The 23729-nt window shown below is 35.9% G+C and carries 18 protein-coding genes; 15 read left to right on the forward strand and 3 right to left on the reverse strand.

Annotated elements, in window-relative coordinates; all coding sequences use genetic code 11:
- Positions 1 to 321 precede the first annotated feature (321 nt).
- The 10 genes from trmD to E0F89_RS08370 all read left to right on the forward strand — a co-directional run bounded on the left by trmD (position 322) and on the right by E0F89_RS08370 (position 16226).
- A complete protein-coding gene (trmD, locus tag E0F89_RS08325) occupies positions 322 to 999 on the forward strand; it encodes a tRNA (guanosine(37)-N1)-methyltransferase TrmD (protein WP_091166587.1) in 678 nt (225 codons plus the stop codon).
- Between the two features lie 170 nt (positions 1000 to 1169).
- Complete coding sequence (gene rplS, locus E0F89_RS08330; protein WP_073354306.1) at positions 1170 to 1520, forward strand: 50S ribosomal protein L19; 351 nt, start codon at positions 1170 to 1172, stop codon at positions 1518 to 1520.
- A gap of 266 nt (positions 1521 to 1786) precedes the next feature.
- Entirely contained in the window at positions 1787 to 4009 is a 2223-nt protein-coding gene (locus E0F89_RS08335) for an NADP-dependent isocitrate dehydrogenase (RefSeq protein ID WP_131909327.1), read from the forward strand.
- A 139-nt stretch (positions 4010 to 4148) separates the two neighbouring features.
- A complete protein-coding gene (locus tag E0F89_RS08340) occupies positions 4149 to 6530 on the forward strand; it encodes a TonB-dependent receptor (protein WP_131909328.1) in 2382 nt (793 codons plus the stop codon).
- Positions 6531 to 6570: 40 nt separating this feature from the next.
- Positions 6571 to 7392 carry a DUF4249 domain-containing protein gene (locus E0F89_RS08345; RefSeq protein WP_131909329.1) on the forward strand — a complete coding sequence of 274 codons (822 nt, stop codon included), beginning with the start codon at positions 6571 to 6573 and terminating at the stop codon, positions 7390 to 7392.
- A 214-nt stretch (positions 7393 to 7606) separates the two neighbouring features.
- Entirely contained in the window at positions 7607 to 8269 is a 663-nt protein-coding gene (locus E0F89_RS08350; RefSeq protein WP_131909330.1) for a thiamine diphosphokinase, read from the forward strand.
- 69 nt (positions 8270 to 8338) lie between these two features.
- Positions 8339 to 9304: a 23S rRNA (adenine(1618)-N(6))-methyltransferase RlmF gene (gene rlmF / locus E0F89_RS08355; RefSeq protein ID WP_131909331.1), complete on the forward strand. Its 966-nt coding sequence runs from the start codon at positions 8339 to 8341 to the stop codon at positions 9302 to 9304.
- Positions 9305 to 9660: 356 nt separating this feature from the next.
- Complete coding sequence (locus tag E0F89_RS08360; RefSeq protein ID WP_131909332.1) at positions 9661 to 12705, forward strand: TonB-dependent receptor; 3045 nt, start codon at positions 9661 to 9663, stop codon at positions 12703 to 12705.
- A gap of 125 nt (positions 12706 to 12830) precedes the next feature.
- Positions 12831 to 14822, forward strand: coding sequence for an excinuclease ABC subunit UvrB (uvrB, locus tag E0F89_RS08365; RefSeq protein WP_131909333.1), 1992 nt, complete (start codon positions 12831 to 12833; stop codon positions 14820 to 14822).
- 180 nt (positions 14823 to 15002) lie between these two features.
- Entirely contained in the window at positions 15003 to 16226 is a 1224-nt protein-coding gene (locus E0F89_RS08370) for a hypothetical protein (RefSeq protein ID WP_131909334.1), read from the forward strand.
- Positions 16227 to 16231: 5 nt separating this feature from the next.
- Here E0F89_RS08370 and E0F89_RS08375 read toward each other — a convergent pair whose 3' ends face one another.
- Positions 16232 to 16633: an excinuclease ABC subunit B gene (locus tag E0F89_RS08375; RefSeq protein ID WP_131909335.1), complete on the reverse strand. Its 402-nt coding sequence runs from the start codon at positions 16631 to 16633 to the stop codon at positions 16232 to 16234.
- A gap of 51 nt (positions 16634 to 16684) precedes the next feature.
- On the opposite strand from E0F89_RS08375, the gene E0F89_RS08380 reads away from it, so the two are divergent.
- From E0F89_RS08380 to E0F89_RS08400, 5 genes are all read left to right on the forward strand, one after another.
- The gene (locus tag E0F89_RS08380) at positions 16685 to 17497 is read left to right on the forward strand and encodes an alpha/beta hydrolase (protein ID WP_131909336.1); all 813 of its coding nucleotides are present in this window, start codon (positions 16685 to 16687) and stop codon (positions 17495 to 17497) included.
- A gap of 43 nt (positions 17498 to 17540) precedes the next feature.
- Complete coding sequence (locus tag E0F89_RS08385; protein WP_131909337.1) at positions 17541 to 18551, forward strand: dipeptide epimerase; 1011 nt, start codon at positions 17541 to 17543, stop codon at positions 18549 to 18551.
- A gap of 85 nt (positions 18552 to 18636) precedes the next feature.
- Positions 18637 to 19104, forward strand: a complete 468-nt coding sequence (locus tag E0F89_RS08390) for a DUF1456 family protein (RefSeq protein ID WP_131909373.1) — start codon at positions 18637 to 18639, stop codon at positions 19102 to 19104.
- A 2-nt stretch (positions 19105 to 19106) separates the two neighbouring features.
- A complete protein-coding gene (locus E0F89_RS08395) occupies positions 19107 to 19763 on the forward strand; it encodes an NAD(P)H-binding protein (RefSeq protein WP_131909338.1) in 657 nt (218 codons plus the stop codon).
- A 78-nt stretch (positions 19764 to 19841) separates the two neighbouring features.
- The gene (locus tag E0F89_RS08400; protein ID WP_131909339.1) at positions 19842 to 20363 is read left to right on the forward strand and encodes a hypothetical protein; all 522 of its coding nucleotides are present in this window, start codon (positions 19842 to 19844) and stop codon (positions 20361 to 20363) included.
- 41 nt (positions 20364 to 20404) lie between these two features.
- Here E0F89_RS08400 and E0F89_RS08405 read toward each other — a convergent pair whose 3' ends face one another.
- Positions 20405 to 21973 carry a protein adenylyltransferase SelO gene (locus E0F89_RS08405; protein WP_207915808.1) on the reverse strand — a complete coding sequence of 523 codons (1569 nt, stop codon included), beginning with the start codon at positions 21971 to 21973 and terminating at the stop codon, positions 20405 to 20407.
- Between the two features lie 160 nt (positions 21974 to 22133).
- The gene (sucC, locus tag E0F89_RS08410) at positions 22134 to 23327 is read right to left on the reverse strand and encodes an ADP-forming succinate--CoA ligase subunit beta (protein ID WP_131909341.1); all 1194 of its coding nucleotides are present in this window, start codon (positions 23325 to 23327) and stop codon (positions 22134 to 22136) included.
- Between the last annotated feature and the right edge of the window lie 402 nt (positions 23328 to 23729).

A 23729-nucleotide genomic window follows, 5' to 3' on the forward strand; every position in this document is an offset into this window, starting at 1 on the left:
TTGACCTAGGTTTGTTTCGCTTTAGTTCTTTCCAAATATATTAAAATTTTCTTACAAATAAAGGCGCATTTATTTTTTTGACAACTTTCCGTACCGCTTAAGTTCTACAAACCTCCTTAATTCCAAAGAATGCTAGCCCAGATGGAAGTGAAAATCCTTTTTATGCGCCTTTTCGGCGGATAAAAAGATTGCAACAAACAGCTGGAAATAGCTCCTAAAGAAAAGTTTAATTGTTGAATTGGGCATTTGGTTATTTGAAAACCTCGGCATCTTTGTACCTTTGCTCCCGAATCCTCGGGATTGAAACTTATAAAAGAAATTATGCGCATTGATATTGTTACTGTTCTCCCAGAATTATTGCGAAGTCCGTTTGAGGCTTCGATTATGAAACGTGCTATTGACAAAGGATTGGTGGAAGTTCATTTTCATAATCTGCGGGATTATACAACCAACAGACAGAAAAGCGTGGATGATTATCCGTATGGCGGTGGCGCTGGAATGGTGATGACGGTGCAACCTATTGATGCTTGTATTACGCATTTGAAAAGTGAAAGAACCTACGACGAAATCATTTATATGTCGCCGGATGGGGAAACCCTGAACCAAAAAATGGCGAACACGATGTCGATGTACGAAAATATCATCATCCTTTGCGGACATTATAAAGGTGTGGATCAGCGCGTACGCGACCATTTTATCACTAAAGAAATCTCTATTGGTGATTATGTTTTATCTGGAGGTGAGTTAGGAGCTTTGGTACTTTCGGATGCATTAATACGATTGATTCCGGGAGTTTTGAGTGATGAAACCTCAGCATTGACGGATAGTTTTCAGGATGGATTATTGTCGGGACCTATTTACACTCGCCCTGCGGATTACAACGGATGGAAAGTTCCAGAGGTTTTGACCAGCGGGAATTTTGCCAAAATTGACAAATGGCGTGAGGATATGGCCTACGAACACACAAAGAACAGAAGACCGGATTTACTTGAAGATTAAAAATTTGTTTAAAGTTTAAGGTTTAAAGTTGATATTCAAGAACTTCTAAACTTTAAACAAGAAAAACTTTAAACTTTAAACTTTTTTATTTACTTTTGCGCCCACATTAGTTTAACCTCTGGCGAGATCCGTGAATGTTGATTTAATGCAACCCATAATTAAAAAATATCATGGCAGATTTAATGAAATTCGTTCAAGACGAATTCGTAACAAGAAAAGAATTCCCAGTTTTTGCAGCTGGAGATACTATCACCGTTTACTACGAAATTCGTGAGGGTGAAAAAACTAGAACACAGTTTTTCAAAGGAGTTGTTATCCAAAGAAGAGGTTCTGCTAATACAGAAACTTTCACAATTCGTAAAATGTCAGGTGCTATTGGAGTAGAGCGTATCTTCCCGGTAAACTTGCCAGCTTTGCAAAAAATTGAAATCAACAAAAAAGGTGCAGTTCGTAGAGCTAGAATTTTCTACTTCAGAGAACTTACTGGTAAAAAAGCTAAGATTAAAGACAAAAGAAGATAGTCAAATATCTCTTTACTATAAAAGTCCCAACACTGTTGGGACTTTTTTTTTGTTTACTATTTTCCTTATAAATTCCTAATTTAGGATTATTGAACCTTTAAAACTAACAATATAAGAATAACAAGTTAGTAATCTTAAAATTCATGTTTTTCTATGCAAAATCCACCCTCTATTACATCTGATTTTCATATATTTGTCCGCCTTATTTTAAGTGAAATACCTTATATAAGCTACATTTAACGTGATTCGATTATAAAAATAAAAAAATGACACAGAAATCAAAAATTTTTTACACACTTACTGATGAAGCGCCTTTATTGGCAACGTATTCATTTTTACCTATTGTACAAGCATTTACATCAACTTCTGACATTGAAATTGAAACTAGAGACATTTCATTAGCCGGAAGAATTTTAGCAAATTTCCCAGAGTTCTTATCCGAAGATCAAAAAACAGGAGATGCTTTATTAGAACTTGGACAATTAGCAACTACTCCAGAAGCTAATATCATAAAATTACCAAATGTTTCGGCGTCTGTTCCTCAATTAAAATCTGCTATTGCTGAATTACAATCTCATGGCTATAATTTACCAAACTTCCCTGAAGAACCGCAAAACGAAGCAGAAACAGCCATCAAAGCTAAATACTCTAAAATATTAGGTTCAGCAGTGAATCCTGTTTTACGTGAAGGAAATTCTGATCGTAGAGCACCAAAAGCAGTAAAAAATTACGCTAAAGCAAACCCACATTCGATGGGAGCTTGGTCTGCTGACTCAAAAACACACGTAGCTTCTATGGAGAGCGGTGATTTTTACGGAAGTGAAAAATCAGTTACTGTTGCTGATGCTACCGATGTAAAAATCGAATTCGTTGCTAAAGATGGTTCAACTACCGTTCTAAAAGCAAGCACTCCACTAAAAGTGGGTGAAATAATTGACAGTTCAGTAATGAACTTAAACGCCTTAAAAACGTTTGTTGCCAAAACAATTGCTGAAGCAAAAAAATTAAACGTACTACTTTCAGTTCACCTGAAAGCGACAATGATGAAAGTTTCAGATCCAATTATTTTTGGAGCGATTGTAGAAGTATATTTTGCGGCTGTTTTCGAAAAATACGCTGCCTTATTTGATGAATTGAACATTGATACCAGAAATGGTTTGGGTGATGTATATGCAAAAATCGCAGGACATACGATGCAAGCTGAAGTAGAAGCTTCATTAAACCTAGCAATTGAAAATGGTCCAGCATTGGCAATGGTAAATTCTGAAAAAGGAATTACAAATCTTCATGTTCCTTCGGATGTGATTGTAGATGCCTCTATGCCGGCTATGATTCGTACTTCAGGACAGATGTACAATAAAGAAGGCAAACTGCAAGATACCGTAGCCATGATACCGGACAGATGTTATGCTGGTGTTTATACAGCAACTATTGATTTTTGTAAAAAACATGGTGCTTTTGACCCAACTACAATGGGAAGTGTTCCTAATGTAGGTTTGATGGCTCAAAAAGCAGAAGAATATGGTTCTCATGACAAAACATTCCAAATAACTGCTGACGGTGTAGTGCGTGTGGTAGATACAAACGGAAACGTTTTAATGGAACAAGCCGTTGAAGCCAAAGATATTTTCAGAATGTGTCAGGCAAAAGATGCCCCGATTCAAGACTGGGTTAAATTAGCTGTAAACAGAGCACGTTTATCTAATACCCCTGCTATTTTCTGGTTGGATAATAATAGAGCACACGATAGAGAACTTATTGAAAAAGTTACTAAATATTTAAAAGATCACGATACAACTGGTTTAGATATTCAAATCCTGAATCCTATTGAAGCTACAAACTTCACATTAGAAAGAATAATCAAAGGATTAGATACTATTTCTGTAACAGGAAACGTATTACGTGATTACTTAACCGACTTATTCCCAATTTTAGAAGTGGGAACATCAGCAAAAATGCTTTCTATTGTTCCGTTAATGAATGGTGGTGGTTTGTTTGAAACTGGTGCAGGTGGATCAGCTCCTAAACACGTAGAGCAATTTACGGCTGAAGGTTATTTACGTTGGGATTCTCTTGGTGAGTTCTTGGCATTAGGTGCTTCATTGGAGCATTTAGGACAAACTTTAAACAATTCAAAAGCAATTGTATTAGCGGAAACTCTTGATGTTGCAACGGAGAAATTCTTAGCAACTGATAAATCTCCAGCACGTAAATTAGGAGAAATTGACAACCGTGGTTCTCATTTTTACTTGGCAATGTATTGGGCAGAAGCTTTGGCAGCGCAAGATAAAGAGCCTGCTTTAAAAGCTATCTTCACTCCTATTGTAGCCGAATTTGCAGCAAACGAAGCGAAAATTAACGCAGAATTAATTGCAGCTCAAGGAAAACCTCAAGACATTGGTGGACATTACCAACCAAATCCTGAAACAACAAGCAAAGCAATGCGTCCAAGCGAAACTTTCAATACTATATTGGCAAAAATCGCTTAATCAAGTTATTAACTATATTTAAAAGACAACCCGAAACGGTTGTCTTTTTTTATATTGGCAATAACTTAACATCTGTTATAGACTGATTGAAATACTATTTAATGTAATTTGTACTTTTATATTTAGAAAAATTTAAACAATGATTCCAAAGAAATTTATCACCTTTTTAGTTGTAGTACTGTCCGCTTTTTCCTCTTTCGCACAAGAAAAATTTACATTGAGCGGAACTATTATTGACGCCAGCAGCAATGAAACTTTAATAGGGGTCAACGTTGTTATACCTGAATTAAAAACCGGTGTAACAACCAATGAATACGGCTTTTACTCCATCACGATACCAAAAGGAAAATATACTGTTCAAATAAGTTATTTGGGCTATCAGACCATTGAAGAATCAATAAATCTGAACCAAAACATAAAAAATAATTTCACGTTATTCAACAATGAAACGGCTTTGAAAGAAGTGATTATTACCGATAATAAAACAAAAATAGACATCAAAAAACCCGAGATGAGCGTGAATAAACTCTCTATTTCAACCATTAAAAAAATGCCTGTCGTTTTGGGTGAAGTCGATGTTTTAAAATCTATCTTATTGCTTCCGGGAGTTACTAACGCTGGCGAGGGCGCCTCAGGTTTTAATGTTCGTGGTGGTGGTGCCGACCAGAATTTAATATTACTGGACGAAGCAACTATCTTTAATTCATCTCACGTTTTTGGATTTTTCTCTGTTTTTAATCCCGATGCGATCAAAGATTTAAAGTTGTATAAAGGTGGAATTCCGGCTCGATATGGTGGAAGAGCTTCTTCTGTTTTGGACATATATCAAAAAGACGGCAACAGCAAAGGTTTCCATGTCAATGGAGGAATCGGATTGATTTCCAGCAGAATTTTGGCCGAAGGACCATTGGTAAAAGACAAAGGTTCATTCCTTATTGGTGGTAGAAGTTCCTACGCACATTTGTTCCTGAAACTATCTGAAGAACAAAAAGACAACTCGGCTTATTTTTATGATTTAAATACCAAATTGAGCTATAAATTGGATTCCAATAACAGCCTGTATTTATCCGGTTATTTTGGCCGTGATGTTTTCAGCCTCAACAAAAGCTTTACCAATATTTATGGAAATGCAACTTTAAACCTTCGTTGGAATCACTTGTTCTCTGAAAAGCTATTTTCGAATTTATCGCTCATTTACAGCGATTATTATTACGGTTTAGATTTGGATTTTATAGGTTTCAAATGGGATTCCGGAATTAGAAACTATAATATCAAATACGATTTCAAGAATTATATATCAGATAAATTCAAATTGAATTATGGTGTAAACGGAATTTATTATGAATTCAATCCTGGAACTATCAAACCATCTGATGCGGATTCCGGAATTAATTTTGATCAATTAGATAAAAAATATGCTTTCGAACCTGCACTGTACGTCAACGCTGACCACGAAATCTCCAATAAAATCTCACTTTCTTACGGACTTCGTTACAGTATGTTTTACCGTTTGGGACAATCTACCGTAAATATATATGCTGACAACAATCCTGTAACGTTCAATTCGGAATTACAGATTTATGAGAAAGCGACTCCAATTGGCACCACATTTTATGACAGAAACAAAGTCATGAAAAGTTACAATTACTTGGAACCGCGTTTTTCAATGGCTTATCAAATCAACGAGGAGCAATCTGTAAAAGCGAGCTACAACAGAATGGTGCAGTATTTACAACTGATTTCGAATACCTCATCGCCTACTCCACTTGATATTTGGACTCCAAGCGACAGTTTTATCAAACCTCAGATTGCCGATCAGGTGGCCTTGGGGTATTTTAAAAACTTCAGTGACGACATGTATTCTATTGAGGTAGAAACATACTATAAAGAAGTGCAAAACCGATTGGATTATATAGACGGCGCTAACTTGATTGCCAATAAAGCCATAGAACAAATCATCCTGAACGGTCAATTAAGATCTTACGGTTTAGAAATCATGTTCCGAAAAAACGAAGGGAAATTTAACGGCTGGATTTCGTATACCCTAGCAAAATCAGAGCAACAAACACCCGGAAGAACGCCTTTAGAAAGCGGAATCAACAACGGGCAATGGTACAATTCAGTATATGATAAATTACATAATATAGCTATAACCACTTCCTATAATTTAAATGAAAAGTGGTCTTTTGGAGCTAATTTCGCGCTGCAAACCGGGCAGCCGGTAACGTATCCTGTTGGGCAATACGAATATTTAGGAATAAATGTACCCAGTTATGGACTGAGAAACGAGAATCGTCTTCCGGCATACCATCACCTTGACATTGCCGCAACATTGACTCCAACAAAAAACAAAAACCGCGAATGGAAAGGGGAATGGGTATTTAGTATTTATAATTTGTACAATCGGAAAAATGCCGCATCGATCAATTTCAGACAAAATTCAGATACCGGAACAAATGAAGCTGTAAAGACTTCGATTTTTGGTATTGTCCCGGCAGTGAGTTATAACTTTAAACTTTAATGGCAGCATCCAATAAAAGAACAAAATCAAAAATAAAATCATGAAAAAAATAACCTTATATCTGATCTTGATCATCGCTGTTTTTTCGGCAAGTTGCGAAGATGTTGTCGAAATAGATTTAGACAAAGCACCTCCAAAACTGGTAATCGAAGCAGCAATCAACTGGAAAAAAGGAACTGCCGGAAATCAACAGAAAATAAAACTAAGCACGACATCCGGTTTTTACAGCACGGAAATTCCAACCGTTTCCGGGGCAATCGTTTCGATAAAAAATAGTACAAATGTTGTTTTTTCTTTTTCAGAAATTGCAAATACCGGTGAGTATACCTGTGCTACTTTTGCTCCCGTTATCAACGAAACCTATACTTTGACAGTGATCAGCAATGGCAATACCTACACCGCAACCGAAACATTGAAACCTGTTGCGCCAATAACAAAAATTGTTCAAAACAACCAAGGCGGTTTTAGCGGAACCGACATAGAAATTAAAACTTTTTATCAGGATCCGGCGGGGGAAAGAAATTATTATCTCTATAAATATGTGTATTCGAACCAAGTGAAATCAAATCTTTATGTAGACCAGGATGAGTTTTTTAACGGAAACGCATTCTTCAGCATTTCACAAAATGATGAATTAAAAAAAGACGATAAAATAGAGGTTAGTCACATCGGAATTTCTAAAGCGTATTACAATTACATGAGCGTATTGTTGAGTATTGCAGGGAATAGCGGCGGCGGGCCTTTTCAATCTCCTCCTGCAACCGTAAGAGGAAATATCAGCAACACTACGGATTCGGCTAATTATCCGTTGGGCTATTTCTCACTTAACGAAGTCGATATCAGAAATTATACTATTGAATAATTTGGAGCTAATCCAGCTGTTCATTACAACCAAAAACAGGTTCTAAACAGTTTTCCAGTCCGTATAAGGAGCTTCCTTTGGTCGCTCTTATACAGCCGGAAAACTAAAGTTTACAACCTGTTTTGGTTTTCATTGCCATCTGGGCTAGTATGTGAGAGATAAAACGAGAACTTTTATTTACTTTTACATCATAATTCATAACTTATATTTAACCATGTCTTCACACCATATCGTTCGGGACGACCAAGAACCTGCTTTAATCATTGCCAATGGCGCTTCCTGTAATCCGGAACTATTGGGTCAATTACTGGAATGGTCGCCGCTTGTGGTAGTATTAGATTCGGCTATGGTTCGCGTCATGGAATTAGACATCAAAGTCGATGTGCTTTTAGGAGATTTCGATAGAGGATTTGATCCCGAAATTTATAAAACATCACAATATCCAATCGAAATTATTCACACACCGGACCAGAATAAAACCGATTTAGAAAAGGCTTTTGACTATTTAATCGACAGAAAAATTCCTGCCGTAAACGTGGTTTGGGCTACCGGACGAAGAGCCGACCACACCATAACCAATCTTACCAATATCACACGATACAGAAATTTATTGCAAATTGTCATTTTGGACGATCATTCGAAAGTATTTTTATTGCCTAAAAAATTCGAAAAATGGTATACGGCGAACACTCCTATTTCGTTAATTCCCATCGGTCATGTGACTGGAATTCACTCGGATAATTTATTTTATCCGTTGAAAGATGATAGCCTGACCATTGGTTACAGAACCGGAAGCAGCAATCATGTCATCAAAGACGGAATCGTAACAATTGAGCATGACGAAGGCGATCTTTTGATGATGGAATGTCTGGATTAGTCCGATAAATCGTATTTATAATCAATTCCACCATATTGGCAAAAAGAGATTGACTATCTTTGCGCCGAAATGGAAAAAACAAATAACAGACCGATTACCGAAAAAACAAATTTGCATCCAAGGAATCTGGACAGGTTTGGCTATGACTTTAAGCAATTAGTATCAGAATCACCTGATCTCAAGTCTTATGTTTCAGTAAATGAACACAAAATCGAAACTATTGATTTCAGTAATCCTGATGCCGTAAAAGCCCTTAATAAAGCTTTGTTGTTATCCCATTATGATATTCAAAATTGGGATATTCCTAAAAATTATCTATGTCCGCCCATTCCCGGAAGAGCAGATTACATACATTATATCGCCGATTTATTGGCTTCAAGCAACAACGGAATCATACCAGAAGGAGAAACTGTTCAAGGTTTAGATATTGGTGTGGGTGCCAATTGCATTTATCCTATAATTGGTAATTCCGCTTATGGTTGGAGTTTTGTAGGAACTGATACCGATTTAAAAGCAATTGAAAATTGCAGCGCTATCATTCAAGAAAATCCAAAACTGATTGATGCCATCAGCTTACAGCAGCAAACGGAATCGCGTTTTATTTTCAAAAATATAATCACTCCCGAAGACAAATTTACGTTCACGATGTGCAACCCTCCTTTTCATGCCTCACAAGAGGAAGCCACAAAAAGCACGATTCGAAAAATCAATAATTTAGAATCCCGAAGTGCCACGAGCAAAGTAACCAAACCTGTTTTAAATTTTGGTGGTCATAATGCTGAATTATGGTGTGAAGGCGGTGAATTGGGTTTCGTTACGCAGATGATTTATGAAAGCGCAAAATATCCGATGCAATGTTTATGGTTTACAACTTTAGTATCCAAAAAAGAGAATCTTTCCAGTCTGTACAAAACATTAAACAAGGTAAGTGCTGTCGAAATTAAAACCATTGATATGGCTCAAGGCCAAAAAACAAGCCGAATCGTTGCCTGGACTTTTTTGAGTAAGCAACAACAGAAAGAGTGGAAATTTTAAGTTGAAACTTAATTTATAGTTTTGTCTAAATTCATGAATAATAATTCAGTCAGTACATTTAATTTTGTAGCAGTTGGATAAATCAAAATACTCACAATTCCTCTATTGTATCAGCAATTAAGAAGCTGCTTCTTTTATAAAAGATTTATTACCAATTAAGTATAAAAATCTTGTGATTTTTTGAATGCAAATTCAAATAAAAAAACTTTATTGTTAAAAAAAAGAACTTTAGTCACATTAATCTGCATTATTGTATATAAAATTTAGTAATTTATTGTTTTATTCGCCATTTTTTCATTGATATTAAGATATTGATTCAAATTGTGTATTTTTGGTCAAACTATAAATAACCAAAAATGAAAAAACTTTACTTTATTCTAACCTTAATTTTTTCGACAGGAATTTTCGCTCAGGAAATCAATGTTTCCGGTGTCGTAACTGACGGCACTAAAGCAACTTTACCGGGTACAACCATCTTGGTAAGAGGAACGACGAAAGGGACTACTTCAGACATCGATGGAAAGTATACCATTAGTGCTAAAATGGGAGACGTGCTGCAATTTTCTTTTGTAGGCTTTGAAACTAAAAATGTGACCGTAACTGGAAGTACAGTAAATGTTACTTTAACAGGAAGTGGCGAAAGCCTTCAGGATGTTGTTGTAATAGGATCACGTAATCCGACCAGAACTGTAACAGAATCAGCAGTTCCTATCGATGTGATTGCTATGAAAGAGATTGCCTCTCAAGGAGCGCAGGTCAACTTAAACCAGATTTTAAACATGGTTGCGCCCTCATTTACATCAAACACACAAACGGTTGCTGATGGAACGGATCATATTGACCCGGCACAGTTGAGAGGATTAGGACCTGATCAGGTACTGGTTTTAATCAACGGAAAAAGAAGGCACACATCGTCCTTAGTAAACATAAACGGATCGCCAGGTCGAGGATCTGTAGGAACGGATTTAAATGCTATTCCTGCTTTCGCAATCGAAAAAATTGAAGTATTAAGAGATGGCGCGTCGGCACAGTACGGCTCTGATGCCATTGCTGGTGTGATCAATATTAATGTGAAACAAAACACAAATAAATTAGAGGTAAATCTTTTTGGGGGAGGAAATCTTTCAAAAGGCGCAAATGACCACGATGGCGGATTTGATGGTGGCAATTACCAAGTAGATTTAAATTATGGAACCGGACTTGGCAAAGAAAAAAGTTTCATTAATGCAACTGCCAGTTTCCAACTTAGAGATCAAACAAGCAGAGCAAAAGATGTGACCGGAAACTTGTTCAATGCTTACAATGCAGTAGAGCAAAGAGCTGCTGCGGCAGGAACGAATATTAATGCTCTTTTTGGAAACATTAATAATACAACAAATGAAACGCAAATTCTTTCCGCGATAAAAACATACGCACCACAGGTAAGTTATTTTTCAGCCGCACAACAAACAGCAATTACAGGCGCGACCACTATTGCTCAAATGCAAACTGCCCTGAATTTTGACGCTACTGCGGGAGAATTAGCATTTAGAGGACTGGAAAGAAAAGATTTCAATATGAGAGTTGGACAATCTTCCTTGAAAAGCGCGCAATTCTTTTTGAATGCTGCTTATCCAATAAATGACAAGCTGGAAGCATATGCTTTCGGAGGAACAAGTTTCAGAGAAGGAGAAGCTGCAGGTTTTTACAGAAGACCTAACCAATCCCGATCTTACACAGGATTATATCCAAACGGATTTTTACCGGAAATACATTCTACAATCAACGATGTCTCTGTGGCAGCAGGTTTAAGAGGTATTATCTTCGAAAACTGGAATTTCGATTTAAGTAATACTTTCGGAAGAAATGCTTTTGATTATGGAGTTGAAAATACCGTAAATGCTTCTTTAAGAGAAAATTCTCCCACTGAATTTGACGCGGGTGGATTGGCTTTCGCCCAAAACACAACTAACTTTGACATGAACAGAAAATTTGATGTTTTAGAAGGTCTGAACGTTGCCTTTGGTGCGGAATATCGTCATGAGAACTTCTCTATCAATGCAGGTCAACCGGAATCATACAATTTATATGATATCAGCGGCGGTGTAGTTACCGCAACAACTCCAGCTAACATAAAAGTTACTGATTTTTATGGTGCAGCAAGACCAAATGGCTCACAAGTTTTTCCGGGTTTCAGACCAGCAAATGCAATTGATAAAAACCGTAACAGTGTGGCAGTGTATGCCGATTTAGAATTAGATGTTACAGACAAATGGTTGGTAAACGGAGCCCTTCGTTTTGAGAATTATTCTGATTTTGGTAACACTACAAATTTTAAATTAGCTTCTCGTTACAAAATAACTGATAACATCAATTTACGTGGCGCAGTTTCAACTGGATTTAGAGCACCATCTTTGCACCAAATCTATTTCAATTCAACCGCTACGCAATTCGTAGGAGGTGTGCCATTTGAAGTAGGAACCTTTAGCAATGATTCGCAAGCAGCAGAATTATTAGGAATTCCTAAATTAAAACAAGAAGAATCTAAAAGTGCCAGTATTGGATTTACAGCCAAAATTCCAACTGCCAATTTAACCTTAACCGCTGATGCTTATATCGTACAGATTGACGACAGAGTGGTGCTTACGGATCAATTTTCAAGACCAGGCGGAACTCCTGCAGCTGGAACTCCAAATGCAATATTGAATGGATTATTTGATACTGCAGGCGCCACTGCAGCGACTTTCTTTGCGAATGCAATTGATACGGAATCAAAAGGAATCGATGTGGTGATTAGTCATAAAACAAGTTTTGGAAATAACGTTTCTTTGAAAACCGATTTATCAGGTACTTTTTCTAATACTTACAGAGTAGGAGAAATTAAAGCGTCTCCAGTGTTAGAAGCTGCCGGTCAAATTAACAGATACTATTCTGAAATGTCCAGAATCTATTTACAAGAAGCTATCCCTAGAGTAAAAGCTAATTTAACCAACTTTATTACTTATAATAAATTCGATTTCTTCTTAAGAAATGTTTATTTTGGTAAAGTGACAGATCCAAATACTGCCGATGTAAATGGAGACGGAAGAATTGAAGGTGCCATAATTAACGGTCAGGCAGTGGAAATTGAACACCCAGTCTGGGGAGCTAAAATCATTACTGATTTGTCGGTGGGTTTCAAAATTACGGAGGCTGCGAAAATTGTTATTGGCGCCAATAATATTTTCGATATTTATCCAGATTTAAATCTTGGTACGCAAACTGCAATCAGACCACGATTAGTATCCGGAGCTATCGATTATACAGCTGCTCCGGCAACTATCGATTTGTCAAATGCAAACCAATTTGTATACTCGAGAAACGTATCTCAATTTGGTCAAAACGGCCGTTTCGTTTTTGCTCGATTAAGCTTCAGTTTCTAAAAAATATTTTTTCTAAAATGAACCATCCTGCAAAAAAAGGATGGTTTTTTTTTGGCTTAAACTTGGGTAAAAAAAGAATACAAACTTTGTACCTTTGCAACTCTAAAACTTTGCCGCTTAATTAAATGAAATTCCAAGTAGTATCCGATTACCAGCCGAAAGGCGATCAACCGCAAGCGATTAAAAAATTGACTCAGGGGATTATTGAAGGTGAAAAATTCCAAACACTTTTAGGAGTTACCGGTTCGGGAAAAACATTTACTGTAGCCAATGTGATTCAGGAAGTACAAAGACCAACACTGGTTTTGGCACACAATAAAACATTAGCCGCACAATTATATTCAGAATTCAAGCAATTTTTTCCTAATAATGCTGTCGAATATTTCGTTTCGTACTACGATTATTACCAACCCGAAGCTTTTATGCCGGTAACCGGAGTTTTCATCGAAAAGGATTTATCCATCAATGAAGAACTGGAAAAAATGCGAATGTCAACCACTGCTTCGTTGCTTTCCGGACGAAGAGACATTTTGGTAGTGGCATCGGTATCGTGTTTGTACGGTATCGGAAATCCTATCGAATTTCAGAAAAACCTGATTCCAGTTGAGAAAGGTCAAATTATTTCTCGTACCAAATTATTGCATCAATTGGTGCAAAGTTTATATTCCAGAACAGAAGCCGATTTTAATCCCGGAAGTTTCAGAATAAAAGGCGATACCGTAGATGTTTATCCAAGTTATGCCGATGAGGCATACAGAATTCATTTTTTTGGGGATGAAATCGAGGAAATTGAAAGTTTCGACACCAAGAATTCTCAGGTTCTTGAAAAATTTGACAAACTGACGATTTATCCGGCCAATATGTTTGTGACTTCGCCAGACGTGCTGCAAGGTGCCATTTGGGAAATCCAACAGGATTTGGTAAAACAAGTCGATTATTTCAAGGAAATTGGAAAACATTTAGAAGCAAAACGACTGGAAGAACGCACCAACTTTGATTTGGAGATGATTCGTGAATTGGGTTATTGCTCCGGAATTGAAAATTATTCACGCTACCTTGACGGTCGTTTGCCTGGAACAAGGCCTTTTTGTTTGCTGGATTATTTCCCAAAAGATTACTTAATGGTGGTAGACGAAAGTCACGTAACGCTTTCGCAAGTTAGCGCGATGTATGGCGGAGACAGAAGCCGTAAAGAAAACTTAGTGGAATATGGTTTCCGACTTCCCGCAGCGATGGACAATCGTCCTTTGAAGTTTGAAGAATTTGAAGCCATGCAAAACCAAGTGATTTATGTTTCGGCAACACCAGCCGATTACGAATTACAAAAGACCGAAGGCGTTGTTGTGGAACAAGTGATTCGTCCAACAGGATTATTGGATCCAATCATTGAAATCCGACCAAGCTTAAACCAAATTGATGATTTAATTGAAGAAATTCAGGTTCGGGCTGAAATTGATGAACGCGTTTTAGTGACGACTTTAACCAAAAGAATGGCGGAAGAATTGGCTAAATATTTAACCAAAGTTAATATTCGTTGTCGCTATATTCATTCCGAAGTGGATACTTTGGAACGAATTGAAATCATGCAAGATTTACGAAAAGGAATTTTTGATGTACTAATTGGTGTGAATTTACTTCGTGAAGGGTTGGATTTACCCGAAGTTTCATTGGTAGCCATTTTAGATGCTGACAAAGAAGGTTTTTTGCGAAGTCACCGTTCACTTACGCAGACTATTGGTCGTGCTGCGAGAAACCTCAATGGAAAAGCAATTATGTATGCCGATAAAATTACGGCCAGCATGCAAAAAACAATTGATGAAACCAATTACCGAAGAACCAAACAAATTAATCACAATACTGAAAACAATTTGGTTCCACAGGCCCTAAATAAAAAAATCGAGAGCGCCTTTACCAAAAATCCGCTGGCAGATTATGAATTAGGCTACACTTTGAATACTGCTGCGGAAACTGAAAATTTATATTTGTCGAAAACTGAAATTGAAAAACTCATTCGGGAAAAACGCAAATCAATGGAGAAAGCGGCAAAAGATTTGGACTTTATGCAAGCAGCAAAACTTCGGGATGACATCAAGAGTTTACAAGGGCAACTAAATTAAATTCAAAAAAATAAAAACTTTCAAATCGCTTTATTTCAATTGATTGTGATTAAAAAACAGTTGTTTTTAAAATTGTTCACACTGTTTTTTATCCATTAAAATTCTTTTAAGTTCCTATAAAATTCTTTAAATTTGAGTGTAATTTTTTTCTGATTATTTCACAATAATTTAAAGCGCTTCATGAAAATCTTCTTACTCATAATCGTCGTATTGAGACTTAGTGGCTGTGCTTATGCTCAATCCAGACAAGAGGATTTTACAACTGCAGAAATAGAAAACTCCTCAGATATTATTAAAGGCAATCTACTTTCTAATCATCCGCTCGGAATGTATATATCCAGAATAAATCATAATTTCAGAGTACGTTCTGTTGAGAAATATTCCTTTTCTTTAGAGGTTTCAAGTGCAAATGTGATGCTGCCCTATGTAAAATCATACGAGCTGACAGATCGAACTGACCGAAATTTAGCAGCTGCTGTAGTTTGGTATAATAGGGAATTCTTGTTTGATCTGACAGAGATCCCTTCAAAAACAATTGAATTTAATGCCGATGGAATTATTAGATCGTATAAATTCACCTTTGCTCTCGCGCTAACTGTAAATCATGAATTTAATATTGGTCTGCGCTCCTATTCCTTAGATAAAGGTCAATACCCTTTTTCCTTTCTCACTTCTGACGAATCCATCGAGTGGTTTCATAGTAATATTGCAGGCGGTGAAGATCCTTTTTCAAGACGTTATTACGGTTTGAACAAAGCAGGAATTAAGTTTAAGGATGAAAATGGCACTTTTATCACAATGCAAAACGGGGATTTCAGAGTTCCGGGAATTGAGTTCAATTATTTCTACTATCCAAATTTGGAAATTAATAAAACAAAAAAAATCTACTGGAATTTTGGAGCTCACATAGGCGTCAATATTTCAAAGTATAATCCTGTTACTGACATCGGTATATCATCATCTGCAATAAAGAAAATAATTGTTAAAGATAAAAATATTTTGAGTGTTGGCCTAAGTGCTGGTGCTTTACGCCAACGATTCATACGTTTTGGAGATGGGGCGAACATCAGCAATCAGCTGTTTTTATATAGTTTTGAAGGACTGATTGATTATAAAAAAAAACTAAAAAACAACAATACAATTTCGTACGGTATCAATTACGCATTTCAAACTTCCTACAATAAGAAAACAGATTTTGAACATGTCATCCTGACCGGCCAAAGAATTAAAACGCACTGGCAACAAACCCTGTCCCATCTTTATCACAATCTGGAAGGATGGAATATTATTTGCACCTATTCTGTCAAGAAATTTTCCTATTTTATTTATGCACGAGAAGATTTAAAATTAGACAATGCACCCGATTTACAGACGGGTATGGGTATAAAAATGTCAATGAAATAGCATGACTAATTTTTTTGTTCCTGAAAAACATTCAGTAAAATTTCGCTATCAATAATTGCATTTGGCGCTTCCATCATCAACTTGAGCACGCGATTGGTTGCTCTCGGGTTGAGTCCCATGTCGATTGCGATTTGCTGAATACCGTTTGATTCATTTTTATGTAAAATTCCATCACAATACATCAACAAAGCCAATCGGTAAAACTGCTGAATGCGCTGAAACTCGGTTTTAATAGGCAGCAATGGCAATTCCAGATGAAATAAATCCTTGAATACATCCGTTTCTATGCTTAGCTCTTGGGCTACTATTGCCAAAAATTGGTATTCTCTTTTATGTAAATGCCCGTCAACTGTAGAAAAAGCAATCATCTCTAAAAGTAAGCTCCTTTTTTCTTCGAATGTGTTCATCAAATTATTATTTTTAGCTAAAATATTGTTTTTAAATTAAATCACCAATCAATGATTCGAATTCTTACGTTGTGCTCCCTTTTTTCTTTGTCATTTACAAACATCATAGCGCAGCAAAGCTCTGCTTCCCAACAAGTTTCTACATTTATTATCGAAGCGCCACAGCTTCAAACTTCAAAGAAAATTTGGATGTATTTACCTGAAAATTATGCAAAGTCAAAAAAGAAATTCTCCGTAATTTATATGCATGATGCTCAAAATTTGTTTGATGCTACTACTTCGTATTCGGGTGAATGGAATATCGATGAAAAACTGGACAGCCTAAAAGCGCAAGTTATTGTTGTAGGAATCGAACATGGAAATGAGAAACGAATCGATGAATTGACGCCTTTTAAAAACGAGAAATATGGTGGAGGACAAGCAAACAGTTATTTAGAATTCATTGTCAATACATTAAAACCTGAAATTGATAAAACATACAGAACGAAAACGAGGAAAAAAAATACAATTATAATGGGCAGTTCTTTGGGAGGTTTGACTTCCTTTTATGCTACTTTAAAATACCCGGAAGTGTTTGGTAAAGCAGGTGTTTTTTCGCCGGCTTTTTGGATTAATCGTAAGGAAATTTTTGCATTAGCAGAAAAAAACAAAAGACAAAAAACTAAATACTATTTTCTTTGTGGAGATAAAGAAGGCAACGATGATTCGATGGTTACTGACCTTAATAAAATGGAGCACTTAATCAACTCAAAAAGATGTTCCTGCTTGCATTTGAACGAAAAGAAAATTGTAAAAGACGGACAACACAATGAAAAATTGTGGCGTGATGGTTTTGTAAAAGCTGTTTCATGGCTCGGGTATTAAATTTTGTACTATCAAAATTTTAAAACATTAAAATTAAACCTCAATGAAACTAATCCTTCGAGAATACAACCTCAAATTAAAACATACATTCACAATTTCCAGAAAATCAACGGACTTTCAACCTTCTTTGATTGTGGAATTGCAGGATGACGGTTTTTCCGGTTTTGGTGAAGCAACTTCAAATCCGTATTACCTGACAACAGTTCCGGTGATAATGCACGATTTAGAAAAAATTCGCACCATTATTGAAAATACTACAGATGAAACGCCTGAAGAATTCTGGTCAAAGATTCATCCGTATTTAAAACACGATATGTTTGCTCTATGCGGTTTGGATATGGCATATAATGATTGGTATGCTCGCAAAAAAGGAAAGAAATTATACGAATTGTGGAATTACACGATTGACAAAAATCCATTGACAGATTACACGATTGGAATTGCATCAATCGAAAAAATGGTAGCTAAAATGAAGGAACTGCCTTGGCCGATTTATAAAATAAAATTGGGAACCAATGAAGATATTGCCATTGTAACTGAACTTCGAAAACACACTGACGCCATTTTTAGAATTGACGCCAATTGTGGTTGGGGCGTGGAAGAAACCATAAAAAATGCTGTTGCACTTAAAAAACTGGGAGTGGAATTCTTAGAACAACCGATGAAAGCCGACAATTGGGAAGAACACAAAGAAGTTTTCAAATATTCTGTTTTACCAATTATTGCTGACGAAAGCTGTATTATTGAGGAAGATGTGGCTAAATGCCATAATCATTTTCATGGTGTAAATGTCAAATTAGTAAAATGTGGCGGACTCACTCCCGGAAGACGAATGATTCAGAAAGCCAAAAAATTAGGATTGAAAACGATGGTGGGCTGCATGACCGAATCGACGGTTGGAATATCTGCGATAGCGCATTTATTGCCACAACTGGATTATGTAGATATGGACGGCGCATTGCTTTTGGATGAAGATATTGCAACTGGCGTAACCATAGATTTTGGAAAAATAAGCTATTCTGAATTAAACGGAACCGGCGTAACTTTAATTTAAAGTCAATTGAAAGTGAACCAATTCTGAATCTAAATTTGTGGTCCAATTGCTTTTAAACCGTACCTTTGTAAAAAATTAGAATATGATGACAAATAACGATATCTTTAAAAAACTTCGCGTAGCTTTAATGCTACGTGACGATCAAATAGTTGAAATATTAGAATTAGTAGATTTTAGAATCACTAAATCAGAATTAGGTGCTTTTTTCCGTGATGAAAAACATGAAAATTATATGGAATGTGGTGACCAAGTGTTGCGTAATTTCCTAAATGCATTGGTAATTCACTTGCGTGGAACGAAAGAAAATCCAAAAAATCCAAATGATGTTTTAGCGAAACACAAAGCTCAAATTCCCGTAAAAGAAGGAGCTTCTGATAGAGCAGAATTTAAAGCAAAGCCAAGAGACGAAGAACGATCAAGAGGTGATGAAAGTCCTTCAAAATCGAAACCTGCTGCGAAAAGGATTTCCAAGAAGGAATTTCCAAAAGGAAACAACAAAATTCAAGTGGTAGAGAAAGTAAAATTTAATTTTGGTAAAAATAAAAAATCATAACTGTGAAAACGGCATTGATTATTGGTAGCACCGGTTTAATAGGTTCAGAATTATTGAATTTACTATTGGAAAACACACATTACGCCAAAGTAGTTACTTTCGTAAAAAGAGATACAGGAATAAAGCACGCGAAATTGACACAACACATCATCGATTTTGACAAGCCCGAAACCTATAAAGAATTAGTCGTAGGGGATGATTTCTTTTGCACGATTGGCACAACAATCAAAAAAGCGGGAAGTAAAAAAGCGTTTAGAAAAGTAGATTTTGAATATCCACGGCAGTTTGCTGCTTTTGCACTGCAAAACAAAGTCAAACAATTTTTGATAATCTCTTCTCTCAGTGCTGATGCAAATTCCGGAAATTTCTATTTGAAAACTAAAGGTGAAATTCAAGATTTCCTAAAGGATTGTAATTTTGAAAGCGTTGCTGTATTGCAACCTTCCCTTCTTTTGGGAAACCGAACTGAATTTAGATTAGGAGAAAAAGTGGGTGCGTTTTTCATGAAAACACTTTCCTTTTTATTCCTTGGAAATTTAAAAAAATACAAACCTATTGAAGGCAAAACAGTAGCTAAAGCACTTTTGAAAATTGCAGAAGCAAATAATAAAGGTTTCAAAATATATGAATCGGATGTGATTCAAGAAATTGTAAACTAATACGATATCAAAATCCTGAATGAGAGTTCAGGATTTTTTTGTATATTTAGTTTATATAAATAAATTTATCCTTCAAATATGAAATGCCTCCTCTCCTTTTACACATTACTTTTTACAACAATATTTTTTGGACAAAACAATAAAACTGAAGAACCTGCGGTGTTTATTGATTCTAACTTAATTGCAAGAAATGCAATTGAATATATCAACCAAAATGAAATTGAATCTGTGAATGTTGTCAAAAAGGATACCATAATAAATGCAGTTTTGTTTCGTGGTCAGCTTTTCATTACTTCCAAAAACCCTAATAAATATGATTTTATAGGTTTGGAACAAATTAAATCTGAATTCACCAAAATCAAAAGTAACGATATCATTTATATGGTAAATGGAGCATTAATAAAAGACAATATTGATACTTTCAAATTAGACCGAAACTATATTTTAGAAGTTGAAGTCACTAATACTGAAGCATTTTACAATTTAAGAAAAAGTGATACAAAATTTGACATTATCAACATCTTGGGTAAAACTAAAGAAAATTTAGATAATAAAAATAAGATTATGTTAAGAGGTCATGAAGCAATTGGCATAAAATAGGTTTTCTGTTTAATGTAATTTAATATTTTTCAAATCCCATTTTAAGAACTACAGCTTAACATAGAACATCCTACTTTATCTCTGGCCCAATTGGGTCTTTTGGCAAACCACTTTTGAAAATTCGGTTGCTCGTCATATGGATTTTTAAGCATTTCAAATAACTCGTTTAGCAAAGAATAATCTCCTTTATCTGCGTCATCAATACACAATTGCGACATGTAATTTCGCAATACATATTTTGGATTTACGGTGTTCATTTGGTTTTTTCGTTCGGAATCAGAAAGTGTTTCTTGATTGATTCGAATGCTGTACTTCTCCAGCCAATCATGCCAATCTTTCACGATCATTTCCTCTAAATCCTTTTCATTGTAAAAAGCCTCTTTTATGGAATTGAAAGCCGTTGTTGCAGCATCAGCTTTGGTTACATTACTTAGGTTTCTAAAGAAAATAGTCATGTCCGTTTCCACCTTTTCAAGCAATTGAGTCAAACTTTGAATCAAAATAATATCTTGTTCTTTTTTGATTTGTAACCCGAGCTTATTTTGCATCATTTCCAAATACGCTTTTTCATAATCCGCACTAAAAGCGTCTAAAATAGTTTCCAGCGGTTTCGCTTCCTGAATTAAGGGATACAACGCATTCGCCAATTGATACAGATTCCAGAGCGCAATTTCAGGTTGATTGCCAAAACGGTATCTTTTATGCTGGCTATCCGTTGTATTGGGTGTCCAGCCGGAATTGTAATCTTCTAACCAGCCGTAAGGTCCATAATCAATCGTAATGCCGTGAATGGACATATTATCAGTGTTCATAACTCCATGGACAAAACCCACGCGTTGCCAGTGCACAATCATCTTGAGAGTAGTTTGGGCTACTTCTTGAAAAAAGGCCACATATTTTTCGACACCTTCTTCTTGAATATGAGGGAAATGATGTTTTATGGTAAAATCCGCTAATAATTTGAGATTAACATGGTCTTCTCGGGAAGCAAATAGTTCAAAGCTACCAAAACGGATAAATGACGGAGCTACTCTGCAAACAATGGCGCCTTTTTCATAGGCAGGATTTCCATTATACAAAACATCACGCAATACCTGATCGCCAGAAAGTATCAGCGAAAGCGACCTTGTTGTAGGAACACCCAAATAATGCATTGCTTCGGCACACAAATGCTCTCGTATAGACGAACGTAAAACCGCAAACCCATCAGCTGTTCTGGAATAAGGTGTAGGCCCTGCTCCTTTCAGTTGCAAAGTGTAGGTTTTATTATCATGAACAACTTCAGTAAGATTAATGGCGCGACCGTCTCCTAACTGTCCGGCCCAATTCCCAAATTGATGTCCCGCATAAGGCATAGCATATGGTTTGGTTCCTGGATAAACTGTGCTTCCTGAAAAAGTATTTAAAAAATCAGTTGAAAGTATATCTTCTTGAGAAAGACCAATAGCATTTGCTACGTCAATTGAAGCATGAATCAGTGATGGATTGGATGGTTTTTTGGGTAATGCGTACGAATAACAAGCTTGATGAACCTGTCTTGGAACATTGATTTGATTGGGATCAGCAGGCAATTCGGTAGTAAAATTATTTTGTATCTGGAGCTTCATAATAACTAAAAAAAGTTAAAAACAAAGATAATTGTTGTAACCCAGAAAACTTTACACTTTCAATTAATATTATGATTTGTTCTCTTTAAAACTTGTGGTCGTCCAAAAAAAAATCCTGTTCGCCGTGGCAAACAGGATTTTCAATATGTAACATTTTTTCTAATTAAGAAAGTGCTGCCGTTACTTGATCCGCTGCTTCTTGAAATTCAACCGCAGATAAAATTGGCATTCCTGAATTATCAATTAATTCTTTTGCGATAGCTGCATTTGTACCTTGTAAACGAACAATGATAGGTACGTTAATTGCATCACCCATATTTTTGTAAGCATCAACAACTCCTTGCGCCACACGGTCACAACGAACGATTCCACCAAAAATATTAATTAAAATTGCTTTTACGTTTGGATCTTTTAAGATAATACGGAAAGCAGTTTCAACACGTTTTGCATCAGCAGTTCCACCTACATCTAGGAAGTTAGCAGGCTCAAAACCAGCATACTTGATTAAATCCATAGTTGCCATTGCTAAACCAGCTCCGTTCACCATACATCCTACTGTACCGTCAAGATCTACATAGTTTAAACCAACTTCTTTTGCTTCGACTTCGATTGGGTTTTCCTCACGAATGTCACGCATATCAGCATATTTCTTTTGTCTGTATAAAGCATTATCATCGATATTTACTTTAGCGTCTACAGCCATAATTTTATTGTCAGATGTTTTTAAAACCGGGTTGATTTCAAACATCGAAGCATCAGATCCTATGTAAGCGTTGTATAAAGAATCGATGAATTTCACCATTTCTTTGAAAGCATTTCCAGAAAGACCTAAGTTAAATGCAATTCTTCTTGCTTGAAAACCTTGTAATCCTACAGAAGGATCAACTTCTTCAGTAAAAATTAAATGAGGAGTATGTTCTGCAACTTCTTCAATATCCATTCCACCCTCAGTAGAATACATAATCATGTTACGACCTGTAGCTCTATTTAATAAAACAGAAACATAAAACTCAGAAGTTTCACTTTCGCCAGGATAATAAACATCTTCAGCGATTAAAACTTTGTGTACTTTTTTACCTTCAGCAGAAGTTTGAGGTGTAATCAATTGCATTCCAATTATTTGTGATGCAATTTCTTCTACTTGTTGGATATTTTTGGCAAGTTTCACTCCACCACCTTTTCCACGTCCACCTGCATGAACTTGGGCTTTTACAACATACCAACTTGTACCAGTTTCGGCAGTTAATTGTTTTGCAGCAGCAACCGCTTCTACAGGGCTATTAGCAACGATTCCGCGTTGAATACGTACTCCGTAGCTAGCTAAAATCTCTTTTCCTTGATATTCGTGTATGTTCATAAGATAGAATTTGTCTGGTTTCTGAATTTATTCCAGAATAAAAGTGGCACAAAAATAGCAAAATTCAATTTAATAGAGAAATCTTTTTCAGTTAAAAACTACGAAAAAATTAGGATAAGGATTATACGAAATAAAAGTTGGCCTTTTCGATTATTTATTCAACATAGATATGCAAATTCTACCAACCAAAAGTCACTACAACGATTGATTATTTTTTCGTCAAAGGATTATTTTTAAGGAATTATTTTCGTTTTTAGGATTTTCAGATATTGAATATTATCAATTTGTCAAATCAGCGCAATTAAAATCTTAATGTTATTAATTATATAACGTTTTTGTGATATTTTTATAAAAATAGAACCATTATCCCGCTTTACTTAATTTATTGTCAACAAATCTTTA

The organism is Flavobacterium caseinilyticum (assembly GCF_004349085.1).
In the GTDB taxonomy this organism is placed as follows: Bacteria; Bacteroidota; Bacteroidia; order Flavobacteriales; family Flavobacteriaceae; genus Flavobacterium; species Flavobacterium caseinilyticum.

Bases quoted from the DNA above. Each gene is read 5' to 3' on its own strand.
- E0F89_RS08375 (WP_131909335.1), bottom strand. From the start codon at position 16,633: ATGAACACATTCGAAGAAAAAAGGAGCTTACTTTTAGAGATGATTGCT.
- E0F89_RS08360 (WP_131909332.1), top strand. From the start codon at position 9,661: ATGAAAAAACTTTACTTTATTCTAACCTTAATTTTTTCGACAGGAATT.
- E0F89_RS08385 (WP_131909337.1), top strand. From the start codon at position 17,541: ATGAAACTAATCCTTCGAGAATACAACCTCAAATTAAAACATACATTC.
- E0F89_RS08350 (WP_131909330.1), top strand. From the start codon at position 7,607: ATGTCTTCACACCATATCGTTCGGGACGACCAAGAACCTGCTTTAATC.
- E0F89_RS08340 (WP_131909328.1), top strand. From the start codon at position 4,149: ATGATTCCAAAGAAATTTATCACCTTTTTAGTTGTAGTACTGTCCGCT.
- E0F89_RS08335 (WP_131909327.1), top strand. From the start codon at position 1,787: ATGACACAGAAATCAAAAATTTTTTACACACTTACTGATGAAGCGCCT.
- E0F89_RS08390 (WP_131909373.1), top strand. From the start codon at position 18,637: ATGACAAATAACGATATCTTTAAAAAACTTCGCGTAGCTTTAATGCTA.
- uvrB (WP_131909333.1), top strand. From the start codon at position 12,831: ATGAAATTCCAAGTAGTATCCGATTACCAGCCGAAAGGCGATCAACCG.
- E0F89_RS08400 (WP_131909339.1), top strand. From the start codon at position 19,842: ATGAAATGCCTCCTCTCCTTTTACACATTACTTTTTACAACAATATTT.
- E0F89_RS08380 (WP_131909336.1), top strand. From the start codon at position 16,685: ATGATTCGAATTCTTACGTTGTGCTCCCTTTTTTCTTTGTCATTTACA.
- E0F89_RS08345 (WP_131909329.1), top strand. From the start codon at position 6,571: ATGAAAAAAATAACCTTATATCTGATCTTGATCATCGCTGTTTTTTCG.
- rlmF (WP_131909331.1), top strand. From the start codon at position 8,339: ATGGAAAAAACAAATAACAGACCGATTACCGAAAAAACAAATTTGCAT.
- E0F89_RS08370 (WP_131909334.1), top strand. From the start codon at position 15,003: ATGAAAATCTTCTTACTCATAATCGTCGTATTGAGACTTAGTGGCTGT.
- sucC (WP_131909341.1), bottom strand. From the start codon at position 23,327: ATGAACATACACGAATATCAAGGAAAAGAGATTTTAGCTAGCTACGGA.
- rplS (WP_073354306.1), top strand. From the start codon at position 1,170: ATGGCAGATTTAATGAAATTCGTTCAAGACGAATTCGTAACAAGAAAA.
- trmD (WP_091166587.1), top strand. From the start codon at position 322: ATGCGCATTGATATTGTTACTGTTCTCCCAGAATTATTGCGAAGTCCG.